The sequence below is a fragment of the Mesorhizobium sp. M5C.F.Ca.IN.020.29.1.1 genome (assembly GCF_003997375.1).
In the GTDB taxonomy this organism is placed as follows: Bacteria; Pseudomonadota; Alphaproteobacteria; order Rhizobiales; family Rhizobiaceae; genus Mesorhizobium; species Mesorhizobium wenxiniae.
The window spans coordinates 1-1,054 of record NZ_RZSW01001020.1 but is presented as its reverse complement, the minus strand read 5'-3'; the positions used below and the strand labels follow the sequence as shown (position 1 = coordinate 1,054).

The 1,054-nt window shown below is 55.8% G+C and carries 1 protein-coding gene; it reads left to right on the top strand.

Going from position 1 to position 1,054, the window contains the following annotated elements:
* Positions 1–336: 336 nt before the first annotated feature.
* Positions 337–1,054, top strand: a 718-nt coding sequence (locus tag EOA85_RS35920; protein WP_245486378.1) for a Crp/Fnr family transcriptional regulator, incomplete at its 3' end; no start/stop codon positions are given.

The window sequence follows — 1,054 nt, the reverse complement described above, 5'->3', positions numbered from 1 at the left end:
CAGGTAAATGCTTGTCGATTGTCTACACCCAGCCAAAGGCGCCTCCCGCCTTCCCTAAACAGCGGTTCATTCCGCGTCCGGTTCGTGAGAAAGGATTTTGTGAAAGCGAGCGACGTTGGCATGCGCCACAGGTCGGATCGACTGCTTGACGAGGCGGGTCTGAACATACCTGATCTCAATTTGATTCAGGACAAAGACGACAGTAGGAAATTGAACGAGTTTCAGTCCAAGTCGGCCTTCGCTTTAAGCGGCCTTATTTGACACAACGGTGAGTTGGATATTTCTGTGAAAGCCTTGCCCTTTGTCCGAGTTCTAACGCCCTGTGATCGATGCGCCGTGCGCAAAACCTCGCTCTGCAACAGGGTCAACGTCGGCTTGCAGAAGGAACTCGCCAAGCTTTCTCATCACCGAACTTATCGCAACGGCGAAACCGTGCTGGCCGAAATGGAGGCCACTTCCTTTGTTGGCATCGTCGTGTCCGGCGTGTTGCGAATGCAGAAGTCGCTGGAAGACGGGCGCCAGCAGCTCGTCGGCTTGCTGTTTCAGTCAGATTTCTTTGGCCGAGTCTTCGGCGGCCTTTCCGATTACGCCATCGAGGCGGCATCCGATGTGACCCTGTGTTGTTATGAGCGTCGCGCCTTCGAAAGATTGACGGAGCGCTTTCCCGAGCTTGAGCATCAGCTGATGTTGAGCACGCTGAACGAGCTGGATGCAGCGCGCAATTGGATGCTGCTGCTTGGCTGCCAGACGACCCCGGAACGAATTGCCAGTTTCTTCTTGATACTGTGCCGTCGTAGCGGTGCAGATGGATGGACGCCCGGCGCAAGCCTCTCGATCCATGTACCTATCAGTCGCCGTGACGTGGCCAGCTATCTTGGGACAACCGGGGAGACCATTAGTCGCGTCATCCACGAGATGACCCGCAAGGGCATCATCAAAATCCGCAACGCGAGTGATTTTGACGTTCTCAATAAGCGTCAGCTCGTCACGATGTCCGGTCGCGACGATCTTGCCATCCGGCCGCCAACAGCGGCCCACTCGGGTAGTGCATCAT